Consider the following 14,778-nt stretch of genomic DNA (forward strand, 5'->3'; position numbering starts at 1 on the left):
GTCAGCGGCTCGCTTCGATCAGGGTTTCAGCTTCGGCCAGGCGCTCGTGAGTGCCGACATCGACCCAATGCCCCCTCAGGTGTTCGCCGCTCACTAGCCCGTCTGCCATAGCCTTGCGCAATAGCGGCGCGAGCTTGAACGCTCCTGCCGAGCAGCCATCGAACAACTGTGGATGCAGCACGGCGATACCGCTGTAGGTCAGGGTTGCGGTGTCCGGCTGACCGTCCCGGACCTGGCCGTCGCTCAGGCTGAAGTCTCCGGCGAGATGATGGGGCGGGTTGTCGGCCAGCACCAGATGCGCCAGCCCGGTAATGGGTTGATGCAGCACGCTGAAGTCGTAGTCGGTCCAGATGTCACCGTTGACCACCAGGAAAGCTTCGTCACCCAACAAAGGCAAGGCGCGGAAGATTCCGCCACCGGTCTCCAGGGGTTCACCTTCGGCCGAGTAGCGAATGCTCACGCCGTAGCGCGAGCCATCGCCCAGATAGTCTTCGATCTGCTGGCCCAGCCAGGCATGATTGATCACGATCTCGGTAAAACCTGCCGCCGCCAGGGCTCGCAGGTGATACTCGATCAGCGGCACGCCACCGGCGCGCACCAGCGGCTTGGGCGTGGTCAGGGTCAAGGGACGCATGCGCTCGCCCTTGCCTGCCGCCAGAATCATCGCCTTCATGCGGTCACTCCGGCACGCAGGCTGGCCAGCAATACATCCAGCCCAGCCAGTTCAGGACGACGCGCAATCACTGCATCTATATAGGCAAAGAAGCGTGGTACATCGCCCAGGTAGCGCGGTTTGCCGTCGCGGTGGCAAATGCGGGCGAAGATACCGATCACTTTCAAGTGACGCTGCACGCCCATCAGGTCGCTGGCGCGCAGGAAGTCTTCGAAGTCTGGCTGCACCGGAATGTCCAGCGCAGCCGCTTGCTGCCAGTAATTTTCCAGCCAGCCGCGCACGCGCTCCTCGGGCCAACTGAGGAAGGCATCCTTGAACAGGCAGGTTACGTCATAGGTGACAGGACCATAGACGGCGTCCTGGAAATCCAGCACGCCCGGGTTGGGTTCGCTGAGCATCAGGTTGCGTGGCATGTAGTCGCGATGAACCAGGACCTTCGGCTGGGCCAGGGCACTGTCGATCAACAGATCGCTGACCTGCTGCCAGAGCACTTGCTGCGCCGCATCGAACTCGACGCCCAACTCATGCTTGACGTACCACTCGGGAAACAATTGCAGCTCGCGTCGCAACAGCGCCACGTCGTAACTCGGCAATGGCGCAACCATCGGCAATTGCTGGAACGCCAGTAGCGCTTGCAGGGCATCGTTGAACAAATTGTCGGCGTTTTCGCTGTCGATCACGTCCAGGTAGGTCTGGTTGCCCAGGTCATTGAGCAAAAGAAATCCGCGCTCAAGGTCTTCGGCGTAGATTTTCGGCACATTTATCCCGGATTTCGCCAGCAGAAAAGCGATATCCACGAAAGGCTTGCAGTTTTCCTGGGGCGGAGGTGCGTCCATCACGATCAAGCTATGACCTGCACCCTCCCACCGAAAATAGCGCCGAAAACTCGCGTCGCTACTTGCCGCAGTCAACGTGGCCGGGGGTACGGCACCCCATCCATGTTGTGCAAAAAGAATTGCCAATTGCTCATCGAGCCAAACTTTCAGGTGTTGCAAACGTATATCTTGGTCAGGCATTGCAAGGGTCTCCGACGGCGCTAGCCGTCAAGCGGGTCATGCTTTATTATCCAGCATCTTTTTCAGACCATCGAGAGGCGTGCGGCCCACACCGCGGGCAGATGGCACGCAGGAAGCCCGGACTATTAAGATGGCATTGAAATCCCCCGCGTTTCGTAAAAAATTTCCGTTGTTGATGACCGGCAGTTTGCTGGCTCTGCAACCCTTGGCCAGCCCTTTCGTGGTCGCCGCGGAACAGTATGACTGCTCGGTCTCCGCTTCGGGTGCCTGGAATTGTGCGCCAAAATCGCCGGCGGCTGCATTGCCACCGCGTCCAGTCCACGAGGGCAGCGCAGTCTCCGCCACCGGCGAGTCACCCGCCGAAACGGGCGCCAGCGAAGACACGGGGGCCAAACCTGCACTGGTCACCGAATCCAAAGGCCGTGGCCTGAAGTCGCGTAGCGCAGACTACAGCCACCTCGACTGGGTTCCGCGCGAGCAGCTCACTGCAGCACAATTGGCCGAAACCGGTCCTTACTGCTCTGGTTCCTATATCGAACCGATTCGTCCTGGCATGAATGACAAGACGAATAAAAGTGACGCCCCGACCTTTGTCGGCGCCAAAGCCTCCCGCTACAAGCAGGATGAGCAGGTCGCCAGCCTGGCCGGTGACGTGGTCATGCGCCAGGGCAGCATGCAGGTCGAAGCCGATGAAGCCAACCTTTACCAGGCCGAGAGCCGTGGCGAGCTGAGCGGCAACGTGCGCATTCGCGACAACGGTGCACTGATCGTAGGTGACCACGCCGACGTGCAGCTCGATACCGGTGAAGCCAAGATCGACAACGCCGAATACGTGATGCACAAATCGCGTATCCGCGGTAACGCGCTGTACGCCAAGCGTGCCGAGAACGCGATCATCCGCCTCAAGGATGGCACGTACACCACGTGCGAACCGAACAGCAACGCCTGGCAACTCAAGGGTAACAACATCACCTTGAACCCGGCGACCGGCTTCGGTACCGCGACCAACGTGACACTGCGGGTCAAGGACATTCCGGTCCTGTACACGCCGTATATCTACTTCCCGATCGACGACCGCCGTCAATCCGGCTTCCTGCCGCCGACCATCGGCACCGGCACCGATACCGGTTTCCTTCTGGTTACGCCGTACTACTTCAACCTGGCTCCAAACTACGATGCCACGTTGTACCCACGCTACATGAGCGATCGCGGCCTGTTGATGGAAGGCGAATTCCGCTACCTGACCAAGTCCAGCGAAGGTCAGTTCGGCGCGGCGTACCTCAATGATGAGAACGACGATCGTAAGCTGCAGACCGATTACGATAAAACCCGCTACATGTACAACTGGCAGCACAAGGGTGGTCTTGATTCGCGTGTCCTGACCCAGGTCGATTACACCAAGATCAGCGACCCTTATTACTTCCAGGATCTGCAGACCGACCAGATTGGCGTGAAGAGCGCCGACTACGTCAACCAGCAGGGTGCTGTTACCTACCGCGGCGACAGTTACACCGCCCGCGTGAATGCCCAGGCCTATCAACTGGCGACTGTGTCGAACATCACCCCGTATGACCGTTTGCCGCAGATCACCTTCAACGGTGCGCTACCGGATCGTCCAGGTGGTCTGAATTTCACCTATGACACTGAGCTTGTGCGGTTCGATCGGGATTTGAAGAACGGCGACTACACCGATGAAGACGGCAATGTTGAGCCGCGCCTCGACCAAAACGTTCAAGGCCTGGCCCGTGCCAATGGCGATCGCCTCAACCTTGCGCCAGCGGTCAGCTTCCCGATGGAGGCGAGCTACGGCTTCCTGACGCCTAAACTCAAGTACCAGTACACGCAGTACCAACTGGACCTGGACAGCATCGGCAAAAGCCAGATTGCCGCGCAGAGTGCAGAACAGGACCGGCTCAATGGCACGTTCGACAGCAACCAGAACCGTGGTGTGCCAATCGCCAGCATCGACAGCGGCCTGTATTTCGATCGCAAGACCAACTGGTTTGGCAAGAACTATAACCAGACCCTCGAACCACGCCTGTTCTACCTCTACGTACCCGAGAAGGACCAGGAAGACATTCCGGTATTCGACACCAGCGAATACACCTTCAGCTATGCATCGCTGTTCCGTGACAACCGTTTCTCTGGCTCCGATCGTGTCGGCGACGAGAACAAACTGTCCCTGGGCGTGACCAGTCGCTGGATCGAAGAAAACGGCTTCGAACGCCAACGCATCAGCGTCGGCCAGGCCCTCTACTTCAAGGACCGCGAAGTCCAGCTGCCGGGCATCGATGCAAAAACCCGCGAAGATGCGCACTCTGACGTCTCTCCTTATGCGCTGGAGTACGAATACCGCTGGAACCGCGACTGGCGGACCACGGCCGACTACAACTGGGACCCGGACAGCCGCAGCCCTCGTTCGGGCAGCGCGATGTTCCACTACCAGCCTGAGGACAACCCGAACAAGGTCATCAACGCCGGCTATCGCTATCGCAATGACCAGGTTCGTTACGACCAGAACTCCGGTACATGGCAGGTCGGCGGCGGTGACTATGGCACCCCGGGCCAACCTGGCTACGTGAAGGACTACTACAAGATCGAACAGCACGACTTCTCGGTGATCTGGCCTGTCGTGCCGCAATGGAACGTCATCAGCCGCTGGCAGTACGACTACAACCGCAACCGTACCCTGGAAGCCTTCGGTGGCTTCGAGTACGACAACTGCTGCTGGAAACTGCGCCTGATCAACCGTTACTGGGTCGATTATGACGAAACCAGTCAAGACGCCCCGGAAAACGAAAAAGGCGACCATGGCGTCTTCCTCCAAATTGTTCTGAAGGGACTCGGCGGCCTCACTGGCTCCAAAGTAGAGAGTTTCCTCGACAAAGGCATCCAAGGTTATCGTGAACGTGAAGACCAAGCTTTCTGATTGTCTGCGCCCGCTGTTGCTGGGCGCGCTGTTCCTGGGTACCGCGGCCAACGCCGCGGTACAGTCCATCGATAAAGTGGTGGCCATTGTCGACAACGACGTGGTCATGCAGAGCCAACTGGACCAACGGGTCCATGAAGTCCAGCAAACCATCGCCAAGCGCGGCACCGCCGTGCCACCGGCCAGCGTATTGGAGCAACAGGTGCTTGAGCGCCTGATCGTCGAGAACCTGCAACTGCAGATCGGCGAGCGCTCCGGCATCCGCATTACCGATGAAGAACTGAACCAGGCCGTCGGCACGATTGCCCAGCGCAACAACATGTCGGTCGAGCAGTTCCGCGCCGCCCTGACGCGTGACGGCCTGTCCTACGACGACGCACGTGACCAGATTCGCCGCGAAATGGTCATCAGCCGTGTGCGTCAGCGCCGCGTTGCCGAACGCATCCAGGTCTCCGAACAGGAAGTGAAGAACTTCCTGGCCTCGGATCTTGGCAAAATGCAGCTGTCCGAAGAATTCCGCCTGGCCAACATCCTGATTCCTACGCCGGAAAGCGCCAACTCCGACGCCATCCAGAATGCCGCCAAGCAGGCCGACGCGGTTTACCAGCAGCTCAAGCAAGGCGCTGACTTCGGTCAGCTGGCAATCGCCAAGTCCGCCAGCGAAACCGCACTGGAAGGTGGCGACATGGGCTGGCGTAAAGCCGCTCAACTGCCGCCACCCTTCGATCGCCTGCTGAGCACCATGGCTGTGGGCGACATCACCCAACCGATGCGCACGCCGGGGGGCTTCATCATCCTGAAGATCACCGACAAGCGTGGCGGTGAGGCGCAAGTGCGTGACGAAGTGCACGTACGCCACATCCTGGTCAAACCAAGCCCAATCCGTGACGAAGCAAAGACCAAGGCCCTGGCCGAGTCGCTCTACGCCCGCATCGAAGCAGGCGAAGATTTCGGCGAACTGGCGAAAAGCTTCTCGGAAGATCCGGGTTCCGCCCTCAATGGCGGCGACCTGAACTGGATCGACCCGAATGTACTGGTTCCGGAGTTCCGCGAAGTGATGGCCAAGACCCCGCAAGGTCAGCTGTCCAAGCCATTCCAGACCCAATACGGCTGGCACGTGCTGGAAGTCCTTGGTCGTCGCGCCACCGACAGCACGACCCAGGCTCGCGAACAGCAAGCAATGACCGTGCTGCGTAATCGCAAGTACGACGAAGAGCTGCAAACCTGGCTGCGTCAGATCCGTGACGAAGCGTATGTGGAAATCAAACTCCCTGGCGCCGACCAGGCAGCACAGTGAAACCCAAGCGTTTCGCGCTGACACCCGGCGAACCGGCCGGCATAGGTCCCGACCTGTGCCTGCTGCTCGCCGCGCACGCCCAGCCACACCCCCTGATAGCCATTACCAGCCGCGACCTGCTCCTTGAGCGGGCCGCGCAGTTGGGCGTGGCTGTCGATGTGCTGCCCGTCACGCCGGACAACTGGCCGGATGCTCCCGCTCCCGCCAACAGCCTGTATGTGTGGGATACACCGCTCAATGCCAAGGTGGTCGCCGGGCAACTGGACAAGGCCAACGCCGCTTTCGTCCTGGAAACCCTCACCCGCGCTGGCCAGGGCTGCCTGGACGGGCATTTTGCCGGCATGATCACCGCTCCGGTGCACAAAGGCGTAATCAATGAATCCGGTATCGCTTTTTCCGGGCACACGGAATTCCTCGCCGACCTGACCCATACCGCGCAAGTGGTCATGATGCTCGCCACCCGTGGTCTGCGCGTGGCGCTGGTCACCACCCACCTGCCGCTGCGCGAGATTGCCGATGCGATCACGCCGGAGCGTCTGGAGCGGGTGACGCGAATCCTGCACACCGACCTGAAAGAAAAATTCGGCATCGCCCAGCCACGCATCCTGGTCTGTGGGCTCAACCCCCATGCCGGTGAAGGCGGACACCTGGGCCATGAAGAAATCGATATCATCGAACCCACACTAGAGCGCCTTCGCGGCGAAGGCATGGACCTACGCGGCCCGCTGCCCGCCGACACTCTGTTTACCCCCAAATATCTGGAGCACTGCGATGCAGTGCTGGCGATGTACCACGACCAGGGCCTGCCTGTGCTGAAATACAAAGGCTTTGGCGCAGCAGTCAATGTGACTCTCGGCTTGCCGATCATCCGCACCTCGGTCGACCACGGCACCGCCCTGGACCTGGCCGGTAGCGGCAAGATCGACACCGGCAGCCTGCAAGTCGCCCTGGAAACCGCCTACCAGATGGCCGAGACCCGTTTATGACCGAGCAATACCAACACAAGGCGCGCAAGCGCTTTGGCCAGAACTTTCTGCACGACGCCGGCGTTATCGACCGCATCCTGCGCTCCATCCATGCCAAGGCCGAAGACCGCCTCCTGGAAATCGGCCCCGGCCAGGGCGCGCTGACCCAGGGCCTGCTCAGCAGCGGCGCCCAGCTCGACGTGGTGGAACTGGACAAGGACCTGATCCCGATCCTCAACCAGCAGTTCGCTGGCAAGAGCAACTTCAACCTGCATCAGGGTGATGCGCTGAAGTTCGATTTCACCAGTTTGAATGCGGCACCTGGCAGCCTGCGCGTAGTCGGCAACCTGCCATATAACATCTCTACACCGCTGATTTTCCACCTGCTGCACAACGCCCACCTGATTCGCGACATGCACTTCATGCTGCAAAAAGAAGTGGTCGAGCGTCTGGCGGCAGGGCCTGGCGGCGGTGATTGGGGCCGGCTGTCGATCATGGTCCAGTACCACTGCCGGGTCGAGCATCTGTTTAACGTAGGTCCTGGCGCGTTCAACCCGCCACCAAAAGTCGACTCGGCCATCGTGCGCCTGGTGCCCCATGCAGTACTGCCGCACCCGGCCAAGGATCACCGCCTGCTTGAGCGCGTAGTGCGCGAGGCTTTCAACCAGCGCCGCAAGACCCTGCGCAACACCCTCAAGCTACTGCTGAGCAACGCCGAAATCGAAGCCGCTGGCGTCGATGGCAGCTTGCGTCCCGAGCAGCTCGATCTGGCGGCGTTCGTACGCCTTGCTGACAAGCTCAGCGAACAAGTCCTACAGAAAGCCGCGGACGCCTGACAGAACTGAAGCGTTATCGGGTAGGACACCAGCGCCCATGTCTGGTTTACTATCCGATACCTGGCCTAGACTGACTTATCAGCTACGTCCCGCGTTCCGCTTCGTTTTTAAGGCCCTTTGCATGTCCGATCCTCGTTATCAGGTCGACGTCAGCGTCGTCACCCGCTATCTGGCAGAACAATCGCAACCCGAGCAAGAGCGTTTTGCCTTCGCGTACACCATCACCGTGCGAAATAACGGCCTGCTACCGGCCCAACTGTTGTCACGGCATTGGGTCATCACCGATGGCGATGGGCATGTCGAGGAAGTTCGCGGTGAGGGCGTAGTTGGCCAGCAACCGCTGATCGAACCGGGTAAGAGCCATACCTACAGCAGCGGCACTGTCATGACATCCAAGGTCGGCACCATGCAAGGCACCTACGAGATGCGCGCCGACGACGGTAAACATTTCGAGGCCATCATCGCCCCATTCCGCCTGGCGGTCCCCGGAGCCTTGCACTGATGGCAACCTATGCCGTCGGCGACCTGCAAGGCTGCCTCGATGCCTTGCAATGCCTGCTCAAGAAGGTTGCCTTCGACCCGGCAACAGATCGTCTGTGGCTGGTAGGCGACCTGGTCAACCGCGGCCCGCAGTCGCTGGAAACCCTGCGCTTCCTCTATAGCATCCGTCACTCACTGGTGTGCGTACTCGGCAACCACGACCTGCACCTGCTGGCAGCCGGCAAGAATATCGAGCGCCTGAAGAAAGCCGACACCCTGCGCGAGATTATCGAAGCCCCGGATAGCGCCGAGTTGCTGGAATGGCTGCGCCAGCAAAAACTCATGCACTACGACGAGCAGCGCAACGTGGCGATGGTACATGCTGGCATTCCGCCACAATGGTCGCTGCGCAAAGCATTGAAATACGCCGCCGAAGTCGAGACGGCCCTGCGCGATGACAACCTGCTGCCGCCTTACCTCGATGGCATGTACGGTAACGATCCGGCGAAATGGGACAGCGACCTCAAGGGCGTCACGCGCCTGCGGGTGATTACCAACTATTTCACGCGCATGCGCTTCTGTACGGCCGAGGGCAAACTCGACCTCAAGAGCAAGGAAGGTCTGGGCACGGCACCTGCAGGCTTCAAGCCGTGGTTCCAGCACAAGGAACGCAAGACCAGGGACGTGAAGATCATCTTCGGGCACTGGGCAGCACTGGAAGGCAAGATCCAGGAGCCGGGCATCTCGGCCCTCGACACTGGCTGTGTCTGGGGCGGTGCCCTGACCCTGATGAATGTCGACACGGGTGAACGCCTGGCCTGCAAATGCGACGAACACGGCCATACCGCAGAGCCGCCAGTCGCCCCACAGATTTCCGAACCATCGCCAGCCAGCGCCCCGCGCTAGACTGCACTTTCTGCCGAGCCACAGGAGCCCGCCATGAGCGAATTCAAACGTATCCCCCCGGAACAGGCCCAGGCCCTGCGCGAACAGGGCGCAGTGGTGGTCGACGTCCGTGACCCTGCAACCTTCGCCGCCCTGCACATCAGCGGCTCGAAGCATCTGGACAACCACTCCCTGCACGCCTTCATCCAGGGTGCTGATCTGGACGCACCTACCGTGGTGGTTTGTTATCACGGCAACTCCAGCCAGGGTGCCGCCGCCTACCTGATCAGCCAGGGTTTTTCCGACGTCTACAGCATGGACGGCGGATTCGAGCTATGGCGTACGACTTTTCCTTCAGAAACAGCGCAAGGCACCACCGAATAATTTTTTTGTCATGCGCAAGGCCCCGCCCCCTGCGGGCTAGCGCGGTGGCAGACGAACGGTCTGCCACAACTAATTACGTATCTCGCCTTTACCTCCCAAATTCCCAACTATCCTTAAGCGCAGGCCATCCAAAACAGGGGAGAGCCGGTACACCGGCGCACGGGTCATCGGGAGTAGCTTTCGGGGTAGTCAGCTCCGAAAGAGTTCTGGGGGGTAAACAGCGACCGCCTGTTCGGTTGCTGCCAGCATCGACTGAGTGATCCGGCGTCGGCTCCACGTATCGAGCGAGGTGACGTCATGAGTATCTTTAGCCACTTCCAACAACGTTTCGAGTCCACACGCCAGGAAGAACTCTCTCTGCAAGAGTATCTGGAGTTGTGCAAAAAGGACCGTAGCGCCTACGTTTCCGCAGCCGAGCGTCTGTTGCTGGCCATCGGTGAACCGGAGCTGCTCGACACCTCGACCAACTCGAGGCTGTCGCGAATCTTCTCCAACAAGGTAATCCGTCGCTACCCGGCCTTTGAGGACTTCCACGGGATGGAAGAATGCATCGACCAGATCGTGTCGTATTTCCGCCATGCCGCCCAAGGCCTGGAAGAGAAGAAACAGATCCTTTACCTGCTCGGCCCCGTCGGCGGCGGTAAGTCGTCCCTGGCCGAAAAACTCAAACAACTGATGGAAAAAGTGCCCTTCTACGCGATCAAGGGCTCGCCAGTATTCGAATCGCCCCTGGGTCTGTTCAACGCCACTGAAGATGGTGCGATCCTCGAGGAAGACTTCGGCATCCCACGGCGCTACCTCAACACCATCATGTCGCCATGGGCCACCAAGCGCCTGGCCGAATTCGGCGGCGACATCAGCCAGTTCCGCGTGGTCAAGCTCTATCCGTCGATCCTGAATCAGATCGCCGTGGCCAAGACCGAGCCGGGAGATGAAAACAACCAGGACATCTCGGCACTGGTGGGCAAGGTCGATATCCGCAAACTGGAAGAATTCCCGCAGAACGACGCCGACGCCTACAGCTATTCGGGCGCACTGTGCCGGGCCAACCAGGGCCTGATGGAGTTCGTCGAAATGTTCAAGGCCCCGATCAAGGTACTGCACCCCTTGCTGACGGCCACCCAGGAAGGCAACTACAACAGCACCGAAGGCCTCGGGGCGATTCCGTTTACCGGGATCCTGCTGGCCCACTCCAACGAATCGGAATGGCATACCTTCCGTAACAACAAGAACAACGAAGCGTTCATCGACCGGATCTACATCGTCAAGGTGCCGTACTGCCTGCGGGTCAGCGACGAAGTGAAGATCTACGACAAGTTGCTGTTCAACAGCTCGCTGGCCAAGGCCCATTGCGCGCCCGACACCTTGAAAATGCTCGCCCAGTTCACCGTGTTGTCACGCCTGAAGGAGCCGGAAAACTCCAACATCTACTCCAAGATGCGTGTGTATGACGGCGAAAACCTCAAGGACACCGATCCGAAGGCCAAGTCGATCCAGGAATATCGTGACAACGCCGGCGTCGATGAAGGCATGAACGGCCTGTCCACCCGCTTCGCGTTCAAGATCCTTTCCAAGGTCTTCAACTTCGATCCCCACGAAATCGCTGCCAACCCGGTGCACCTGCTCTACGTGCTGGAGCAACAGATCGAACAGGAACAGTTCCAGGCCGAAACCCGCGAACGCTACCTGCGCTTCCTCAAGGAGTACCTGGCACCGCGGTACATCGAATTTATCGGCAAGGAGATCCAGACCGCCTACCTCGAGTCCTACAGCGAGTACGGCCAGAACATCTTCGATCGTTATGTGCTGTACGCGGATTTCTGGATTCAGGACCAGGAGTACCGAGACCCGGAAACCGGCGAGATCCTCAACCGCGTAGCATTGAACGAAGAGTTGGAGAAAATCGAAAAACCGGCCGGCATCAGCAATCCGAAGGATTTCCGCAACGAAATCGTCAACTTCGTGCTGCGTGCCCGTGCCAACAACAACGGCAAGAACCCGACCTGGCTCAGCTACGAAAAACTGCGGGTGGTCATCGAGAAGAAAATGTTCTCCAACACCGAAGACCTGCTGCCAGTTATCAGCTTCAACGCCAAGGCCAGCAAAGAGGACCAGCAGAAACACAACGACTTCGTCACACGGATGGTCGAGCGGGGTTACACCGACAAACAGGTACGGCTGCTGTCCGAGTGGTACCTGCGGGTCAGAAAATCACAATAACCCGCTGCCGGTCAGACCGGTTGTCGTCAGCCAGAGACCTGTGCGTGCTTTTTCTGATACACAGGCCTCTGGAAGGTGTTCGAAAGTCGGTAGCGAGTTCAGGCAGCATCCAAAGCGCTTGGGGGAGCGTTGAATATCCCCTGGCTCTCGGTCCGATGCTGCATCACCGCTCGCCCCTTTCAGGACAGCTTCTAAGGAGCAGTCATGAGCTATGTGATCGACCGACGTCTCAATGGCAAGAACAAGAGCACGGTAAACCGCCAACGATTTCTGCGGCGTTACCGTGATCACATCAAAAAGGCTGTCGAAGAGGCGGTCAGCCGGCGCTCCATTACCGATATGGAACACGGCGAGCAAATCAGTATCCCGGGGCGCGACATCGACGAACCGGTGCTTCACCATGGTCGCGGTGGCAAACAGACCATCGTGCACCCGGGCAACAAGGAATTCACCAGCGGCGAACACATTGCCCGCCCACCAGGGGGTGGAGGCGGCAGAGGCCCTGGCAAGGCTGGTAACTCGGGCGAAGGGATGGACGAATTCGTCTTCCAGATCACCCAGGAAGAATTCCTCGAATTCATGTTCGAAGACTTGGAGCTGCCGAACCTGGTCAAGCGCAACCTGACCGGCACCGACACCTTCAAGACAGTGCGCGCGGGGATCAGCAACGAGGGCAACCCGTCGCGGATCAACATCATCCGCACATTGCGCTCAGCCCATGCACGGCGAATCGCCCTCTCGGGCAGCAGCCGGGCGAAACTGCGCGAAGCCAAGGAAGAACTCCTGCGACTCAAGCAGGAAGAGCCTGACAATTTCGGCGATATACAGGAACTTGAGGCAGAAATCGAAAAACTCAGCGCCCGCATTCACCGCGTGCCGTTTCTCGACACCTTCGACCTCAAGTACAACTTGCTGATCAAACAACCCAACCCCAGCTCGAAGGCGGTGATGTTTTGCCTCATGGACGTTTCCGGCTCCATGACCCAGGCGACCAAGGACATCGCCAAGCGCTTCTTCATCCTGCTGTACCTGTTTCTCAAGCGTAACTACGACAAGATTGACGTGGTATTCATTCGCCACCACACCAGCGCTCGCGAAGTGGACGAGGAAGAGTTTTTCTACTCCCGCGAAACCGGCGGGACCATTGTGTCCAGCGCCTTGAAGCTGATGCAGGAGATCATGGCCGAGCGCTATCCGGCCAACGAATGGAACATCTACGCCGCCCAGGCTTCCGACGGCGACAACTGGAACGACGACTCGCCGATTTGCCGCGACATTCTCATCAACCAGATCATGCCATTCGTGCAGTACTACACTTACGTTGAGATCACTCCACGGGAACACCAGGCCCTGTGGTTCGAGTACGAGCGTATCGCCGAAGCCTTTTCCGACACTTTCGCCCAGCAACAACTGGTCTCGGCCGGGGATATCTATCCGGTCTTCCGTGAACTCTTCCAGCGCAGGTTAGTGACATGACCGCCAAAGAGCTGAAGCGCCAACCCATATCCACCGGATCGGAGTGGACGTTCGAGCTGATCCAGGCGTACGACCGTGAAATAAGTCGTATTGCAGCTCGCTACGCGCTCGATACGTACCCTAACCAGATCGAAGTGATCACCGCCGAACAGATGATGGACGCCTACGCCTCCGTCGGCATGCCGCTGGGCTATCACCACTGGTCCTATGGCAAACACTTCCTCAGTACGGAAAAGTCCTATACCCGCGGCCAGATGGGGCTGGCCTATGAAATCGTGATCAACTCCGACCCCTGCATTGCCTACCTCATGGAGGAAAACACCATCTGCATGCAGGCGCTGGTGGTGGCGCATGCGTGCTACGGGCATAACAGCTTTTTCAAGGGCAATTACCTGTTCCGCACCTGGACCGATGCCAGCTCGATCATCGACTACCTGGTGTTCGCCAAGCAGTACATCATGCAGTGTGAAGAGCGCCATGGCATCGATGCGGTTGAAGACTTGCTCGACTCCTGCCACGCGCTGATGAACTACGGGGTGGACCGCTACAAACGCCCCTATCCTATTTCCGCGGAGGAAGAACGGCGTCGGCAAAAGGACCGGGAAGAACATCTGCAGAAGCAGATCAACGATCTGTGGCGCACCATACCCAAGGGCGCGGACAAGTACAGCGACAAGGACAACGCGCGCTTCCCCGCCGAACCGCAGGAAAACATCCTGTACTTCATCGAAAAACATGCACCGCTGCTGGAGCCGTGGCAGCGGGAAATTGTGCGGATCGTACGCAAGATCGCCCAGTATTTTTATCCACAGCGCCAGACCCAGGTCATGAACGAAGGCTGGGCGACATTCTGGCACTACACCCTGATGAACGACCTGTACGACGAAGGCCTGGTGACCGACGGTTTCATGATGGAGTTCCTGACATCACACACCAGCGTGGTCTTCCAGCCTGGCTTCGACAGCCCCTACTACAGTGGCATCAACCCTTACGCCTTGGGCTTTGCCATGTACCGCGATATCCGTCGCATGTGTGAAGAACCTACTGAAGAGGATTACCGCTGGTTCCCTGACATTGCCGGCACCGACTGGCTCGCGGCCATCAAGTTCGCCATGAGCAGCTTCAAGGATGAGAGCTTCATCCTGCAGTACCTTTCACCCAAAGTGATTCGCGACTTGAAATTGTTCAGCATTCTCGATGACGACCAGAAGGACGACCTGCTGGTGCCAGCCATTCACGACGAAGGCGGTTATCGCATCATCCGTGAAACCCTGGCGGCACAGTACAACCTTGGCAATCGCGAACCCAACGTGCAGATCTACAGCATCGACAGGCGCGGCGATCGCTCCCTGACCCTGCGCCACCAACAACACGACCGTAAACCCCTGGGAGAGTCCACCGAGGAAGTGCTCAAGCATCTGCACCGTCTCTGGGGTTTCGATATTCATCTGGAAACCCTGCAAGGTGACCAGGTCATGAAAACCCACCATGTGCCACCTAAGGGGGAACACAGCGAAGGCGATTACGGACGGCTGGACCTGGCCGTCATCCATTTGTGATCCTGGTTGTGCCTCCGAACGCTCGACGTAAAGGTTATCCTGTCGAGCTAACGGAGGT

Annotated in this window: 12 protein-coding genes; 10 read left to right on the forward strand and 2 right to left on the reverse strand. The window is 59.0% G+C overall.

What is annotated here, in order from left to right; all coding sequences use genetic code 11:
* Window position 1 precedes the first annotated feature (1 nt).
* Together murU and AC3WWR_RS17245 are read right to left on the reverse strand one after the other, a co-directional pair.
* A complete protein-coding gene (gene murU, locus AC3WWR_RS17240) occupies window positions 2–673 on the reverse strand; it encodes an N-acetylmuramate alpha-1-phosphate uridylyltransferase MurU (RefSeq protein ID WP_020798805.1) in 672 nt (223 codons plus the stop codon).
* Window positions 670–1,689, reverse strand: coding sequence for an aminoglycoside phosphotransferase family protein (locus AC3WWR_RS17245; protein WP_454866323.1), 1,020 nt, complete (start codon window positions 1,687–1,689; stop codon window positions 670–672). The genes murU and AC3WWR_RS17245 overlap by 4 nt, the downstream gene beginning before the upstream one ends.
* A 130-nt stretch (window positions 1,690–1,819) precedes the next feature.
* Here AC3WWR_RS17245 and AC3WWR_RS17250 point away from each other — a divergent pair, with 130 nt between their 5' ends.
* The 10 genes from AC3WWR_RS17250 to AC3WWR_RS17295 all read left to right on the forward strand — a co-directional run bounded on the left by AC3WWR_RS17250 (window position 1,820) and on the right by AC3WWR_RS17295 (window position 14,720).
* Window positions 1,820–4,618 (forward strand): LPS-assembly protein LptD, encoded by a 2,799-nt coding sequence (locus AC3WWR_RS17250; RefSeq protein ID WP_083349812.1) that lies wholly within the window; start codon window positions 1,820–1,822, stop codon window positions 4,616–4,618.
* A complete protein-coding gene (surA, locus tag AC3WWR_RS17255; protein ID WP_020798808.1) occupies window positions 4,599–5,915 on the forward strand; it encodes a peptidylprolyl isomerase SurA in 1,317 nt (438 codons plus the stop codon). The genes AC3WWR_RS17250 and surA overlap by 20 nt, the downstream gene beginning before the upstream one ends.
* A complete protein-coding gene (gene pdxA, locus AC3WWR_RS17260; protein ID WP_020798809.1) occupies window positions 5,912–6,901 on the forward strand; it encodes a 4-hydroxythreonine-4-phosphate dehydrogenase PdxA in 990 nt (329 codons plus the stop codon). The genes surA and pdxA overlap by 4 nt, the downstream gene beginning before the upstream one ends.
* Window positions 6,898–7,716 (forward strand): 16S rRNA (adenine(1518)-N(6)/adenine(1519)-N(6))-dimethyltransferase RsmA, encoded by an 819-nt coding sequence (gene rsmA / locus AC3WWR_RS17265; protein ID WP_008061562.1) that lies wholly within the window; start codon window positions 6,898–6,900, stop codon window positions 7,714–7,716. Before pdxA ends, rsmA begins: the two co-directional genes overlap by 4 nt.
* 121 nt (window positions 7,717–7,837) lie before the next feature.
* Window positions 7,838–8,218 carry a Co2+/Mg2+ efflux protein ApaG gene (gene apaG, locus AC3WWR_RS17270; protein ID WP_168759031.1) on the forward strand — a complete coding sequence of 127 codons (381 nt, stop codon included), beginning with the start codon at window positions 7,838–7,840 and terminating at the stop codon, window positions 8,216–8,218.
* The gene (locus tag AC3WWR_RS17275; protein ID WP_020798812.1) at window positions 8,218–9,102 is read left to right on the forward strand and encodes a symmetrical bis(5'-nucleosyl)-tetraphosphatase; all 885 of its coding nucleotides are present in this window, start codon (window positions 8,218–8,220) and stop codon (window positions 9,100–9,102) included. Before apaG ends, AC3WWR_RS17275 begins: the two co-directional genes overlap by 1 nt.
* Before the next feature lie 33 nt (window positions 9,103–9,135).
* Window positions 9,136–9,465 carry a thiosulfate sulfurtransferase GlpE gene (gene glpE, locus AC3WWR_RS17280; protein WP_033045301.1) on the forward strand — a complete coding sequence of 110 codons (330 nt, stop codon included), beginning with the start codon at window positions 9,136–9,138 and terminating at the stop codon, window positions 9,463–9,465.
* 297 nt (window positions 9,466–9,762) lie between these two features.
* A complete protein-coding gene (locus AC3WWR_RS17285; RefSeq protein WP_020798814.1) occupies window positions 9,763–11,685 on the forward strand; it encodes a PrkA family serine protein kinase in 1,923 nt (640 codons plus the stop codon).
* Between the two features lie 204 nt (window positions 11,686–11,889).
* Window positions 11,890–13,161, forward strand: coding sequence for a YeaH/YhbH family protein (locus tag AC3WWR_RS17290; RefSeq protein WP_020798816.1), 1,272 nt, complete (start codon window positions 11,890–11,892; stop codon window positions 13,159–13,161).
* The gene (locus AC3WWR_RS17295) at window positions 13,158–14,720 is read left to right on the forward strand and encodes a SpoVR family protein (protein ID WP_020798817.1); all 1,563 of its coding nucleotides are present in this window, start codon (window positions 13,158–13,160) and stop codon (window positions 14,718–14,720) included. Before AC3WWR_RS17290 ends, AC3WWR_RS17295 begins: the two co-directional genes overlap by 4 nt.
* Window positions 14,721–14,778: the final 58 nt, after the last annotated feature.

This window comes from Pseudomonas sp. EB271-G4-1 (assembly GCF_058791355.1).